Consider the following 4066-nt stretch of genomic DNA (forward strand, 5'->3'; position numbering starts at 1 on the left):
GGACCTCCGGCAGCACGGCGCTGTCCCCGGATTGCGCAATCCGGTCCGGTGCCGGCGCGGGCGGATGGCCGGTGTTTCCCGAAGTGACAGTCTGTACCGGATACGGCAAGGTATCGCGTGGCGCGGTCGCCGCCATGGCCGCCGGCGTTCCAGGCACGGAACCCGCTGGGAGGGCGGGGGCGGATTGGGCCGATGCCGCGCCGGCCGCCAGCGGCAGGCACAGCCGGACCACGGCGCGTGCCAGCAGGGTGCGGCGCAACCCCGGCACTTTTTGCGGGGCGGGAAGGCAAGGGCGGTGTGGCGGCATCGGTGCCAGGGGCATGGCGGGTCTCCTCGTCTTGTTATCGGGGGGGCTATCCGCTCCTGCTCAAGCACTTCCCATACCGCTGCGGCCAGGAAAAAATCCCGACCTGGTTTTGCCGGCGGGGACACCACGCCAGGCGTGGAATGACATGAAACCGGAGGAGGCGGGAGCCATGGAGATGTCGAGCCTGTTGATGCGCCGCGCGGCGTGGGTGATCCTGCCCGGCCTGTGCTGCGCCTTGCTGGCGGCGCTGTGGCAGGCGCAGGCCAACGTGCGGGACGAAGGCATCGGCGCGCTGCGCACCGCCGAGCTGGTCGCGCACCTGGCGGCGCTGCAGGGCAGCGGGCCGGCCGGCGACGCCGCAAGCCTGGACGCCTTGCGCCGGATCAACGCCTCGGGGGAACTGCGTCACCTGCAACTGCTGCTCAAGGATGGCGAAGGCCGCGTGCTGGTGGCGCCGGCGGTGGAGGCGGCCGTGCCGGCGCTGCTCCTGGCCTGGCAGCGGGTCCAGGCCCGCTGGCAAGGCCCAGCCGCGGCGCCGGCCGCGCCGGCCCATACCTGGCGGATCGCGCGCGGCGACGGCAGGCACTGGCAGGCCAGCCTGATATGGAACCCGCGCAGCGAGCAGCGCGAAGCCCTCGGCGACATCGTCGGCGTGCTGGCGCTGCTGTGCCTGTTCAGCGCCGCGATGCTGGGGGGCATCTGGTGGGCGGTGCGGCGCGCGCTGGCGCCGTTGCGCGATATCCTGCATGCGATCGCGCGCTATGAGCGCAACGACTACGCGTACCGCCTGCCGGTCATGCCGACGCGCGAACTGGATGTGATAGCCCGGGCGCTGGACCACCTCGCCGGCGCGCTTGCCCACACCCAGGCGACGCGCCGCGCGCTCAGCCTCAGGGTGTTGACCCTGCAGGAGCAGGAGCGCGCGCGGCTGGCCCGGGAATTGCACGACGAATTCGGGCAGGTGTTGACCGCGATGCGTGCCGATACCGCCTACATGGTGCGCAAGACGGGCGCCGATCCGGCCTTGAACGCCGTGGCGCAGGACCTTGCCGGCCACTGCGAGCGTATCCACCTGGACGTGAAGGCGCTGTTGCGCGGGCTACGCCCGCACGGCCTGCTGCCTGGCAGCGGGCCGGTGCCGCTGGAGCGCATGCTGGGCGAACTGGTGCAGGGCTGGCGCGGCCAGCCGGGAGGGCGCACTGTCTTCTCCTTGCGGCTCGCGCTGAACGGAGCCGTCTTGCCGGACGACCTGGCCGTGTCGCTGTACCGCATGACCCAGGAGGCGTTGACCAACGTCGTGCGCCACGCGCGGGCGAGCCGGGCAACGGTGTCGCTGCGGGCCGCAGGGGCCGGCGAGGTGCACTGGTCGGTGGAAGACGACGGCGTTGGCATCGCTGCCGCCGCGCCAGCGGCGCCCGGCCCGGCAACGCACCAGGGCCACGGGCTGGACGGCCTGCGCGAGCGCGTATGGGCGCACGGCGGCGAGATCGGCATCGGCGCGGCGGCGCCCGGCGCGGCCCGGCCGGGCCTGCGGCTCGCCGCGAGCTTCCGCCTGGCGGGCGATCGCGAGCCGGCGGTGCCGCGCCATCGTGCAGACCGGCCGCAGGAGGCATGAGGGCATGGCGACATGGTGACGGAATGCATCCGGGTGGCGATCGCGGACGACCACGCCGTGGTGCGCACCGGCTACCGGCGCCTGCTGGAGCTGGAAGCGGGCATCGAGGTGGTGGCGGAGTTCGGCGATACCGACGTCGCCTATGGCTGGCTGACGCGGCACGAGGCCGACGTGCTGATCCTCGACCTGTCGATGCCGGGGCGCGGCGGGCTGGAAACCCTGCACAGGCTTGGCAGCCGCCTGCCAGGCCTGCGCGTGCTGGTGTTCAGCATGCACGATAGCCCCGCGCTGGTGGCGCAGGCGCTCAAGGCCGGCGCCTGCGGCTACCTGACCAAGAGCAGCCCGCCCGATACCCTGGTCGATGCCGTACGGCTGGTCATGCGGGGGGAGCGGCCGCTGTCGGACGACGTCAGGGACGCACTGGGCCAGATCGGCGGGCGGCGGGCCGAGGTGCCCCATCTTGGCCTGTCGCCACGGGAATTCGATGTGTTCCGCTTGCTGGCGCAGGGGCAGCAGGTGGATGAGATCGCCGGGCAGCTGTTCCTGAGCGTCAAGACGGTGGCCAACTACCAGACCATGCTGCGCAAGAAGATGGGGCTGGGGAATGCGCTGGAGATGCATCGCTATGCGCGGGAGCATGGCTTGATTTAGCGCCGGCGCCATGCGCGGCGCCGTACCGGCGCTGCAACACTCTGCTTCGCCTTGCAACAGAGTGCGCCGGTCCGTACTGGCCGGTACGGCCCCGGACCGGCGGTCGGTTCGTTCCGGAGCGCGCCAATTCCCCGGAGACCGCGTCCCGGCGCGTAGCCGGACGCGGCATGGCGCCGTCCTGGCATGTCTTGTGCAAATGATCCCTGGATTGACGGCCGGCAGCTACCGCGCTCCAGGCGCGGGCCGCGGCCATCGCCCCATGCCGCACAGCATCAGAGGATCCGATGACACCAGACGAGAAGCTCCAGGACTGGCGCGACAGCGCCCGGCGCGTGGAGCGCGAGGTGGCCAAGGCGGTGATCGGCCAGCCGCAGATCATCCGCCTGATCAACGTCGCGCTGTTCGCGCGCGGCCACGTGCTGCTCGAGGGCGACGTCGGCGTGGGCAAGACCACGGTGCTGCGCGCCTTTGCCCGCGCCATCGGCGGCGATTTCGAGCGGGTGGAAGGCACCATCGACCTGATGCCGGGCGACCTGGTCTATCACAGCTATGTGGACGCGCAGAGCCGGCCGCGCATCGACCCCGGCCCGCTGCTGCGCCATGGCGAACGGCTGACCACGTTCTTCTTCAACGAGATCAACCGGGCCCGGCCGCAGGTCCAGTCGCTGCTGCTGCGGGCGATGGCCGAGCGCTCGGTGTCGGCCTTCAACCGCGAGTACCGTTTTGCGCATATGACGGTGTTCGCCGACCGCAACAAGGTCGAGAAAGAGGAGACCTTCGAGCTGGCCTCGGCCGCCCGCGACCGCTTCATGTTCGAGCTGAATATCGCCACGCCGGCCGACCCCGGCATCCGCCGCGCGCTCGTCTTCGACCCGGCCTTCCACGATACCGATGCCTTGCTGGCGCAGGTCGAGCCGGATGTCCTGCCCTGGGCGCAACTGAACGGCATCGCCGCGATCATCCAGCGCAGCATCCAGGCCAGCGAGGCCATCGAACGCTACGTACTGCAGTTGTGGGAAGCCAGCGAGGCGCCGCAGCGTTTCGGCATCCGCCTGGAGGGCGTCGACATGGAGCGGCTGATTCTCGCCGGCGCCAGCCCGCGCGGCATGAGCGCCCTGCTGCGGGCGGCGCGCGTGGTGGCATGGATGGCGGGCCGCACCCACCTGCTGCCGGAGGACATCCATGCGGTACTGCCGTCGGCGCTTGGCCATCGCGTGTTCTTCACGCCGGTCTATGAACTGCGCCGGGCGGAGCTGTCCGACGCGCTGGTGCGCAAGATCATGGGCACCATTGCCTCGCCCTGACAGGAGAGCGCGCCATGAGCGGCCTGCACGAATTCCACTACCGGCTGCCTGCCCGCGCGGGCGGCTTCCGGCCGGGCTCCCACCTGGGCACCAGCCTGGGCCCCGGGCAGGAATTCGCCGCGCATATGCGCCTGCTCGACAACCCGGACCCACGGCGGCTCGACCTGCGCGCCAGCGTGCGCAACCTGC

Annotated in this window: 3 protein-coding genes and 2 pseudogenes; 4 read left to right on the forward strand and 1 reads right to left on the reverse strand. The window is 71.3% G+C overall.

The annotated features are described in order from the left end of the window. Window positions 1–322, reverse strand: a pseudogene (locus P3W85_RS31980) (hypothetical protein); the annotation flags it as partial. A gap of 130 nt (window positions 323–452) precedes the next feature. On the opposite strand from P3W85_RS31980, the gene P3W85_RS31985 reads away from it, so the two are divergent. The 4 genes and pseudogenes from P3W85_RS31985 to P3W85_RS32000 all read left to right on the forward strand — a co-directional run. Further along, window positions 453–1922 carry a histidine kinase gene (locus P3W85_RS31985; protein WP_276267709.1) on the forward strand — a complete coding sequence of 490 codons (1470 nt, stop codon included), beginning with the start codon at window positions 453–455 and terminating at the stop codon, window positions 1920–1922. Between the two features lie 12 nt (window positions 1923–1934). After that, window positions 1935–2573 carry a response regulator gene (locus tag P3W85_RS31990; RefSeq protein ID WP_017224552.1) on the forward strand — a complete coding sequence of 213 codons (639 nt, stop codon included), beginning with the start codon at window positions 1935–1937 and terminating at the stop codon, window positions 2571–2573. A gap of 284 nt (window positions 2574–2857) precedes the next feature. Beyond that, window positions 2858–3877, forward strand: coding sequence for an AAA family ATPase (locus tag P3W85_RS31995; RefSeq protein WP_276267710.1), 1020 nt, complete (start codon window positions 2858–2860; stop codon window positions 3875–3877). Between the two features lie 14 nt (window positions 3878–3891). Next, a pseudogene (locus P3W85_RS32000) lies at window positions 3892–4066 on the forward strand (MxaS protein); the annotation flags it as partial.

Source organism: Cupriavidus basilensis (assembly GCF_029335485.1).
Taxonomy (GTDB): Bacteria; Pseudomonadota; Gammaproteobacteria; order Burkholderiales; family Burkholderiaceae; genus Cupriavidus; species Cupriavidus basilensis_E.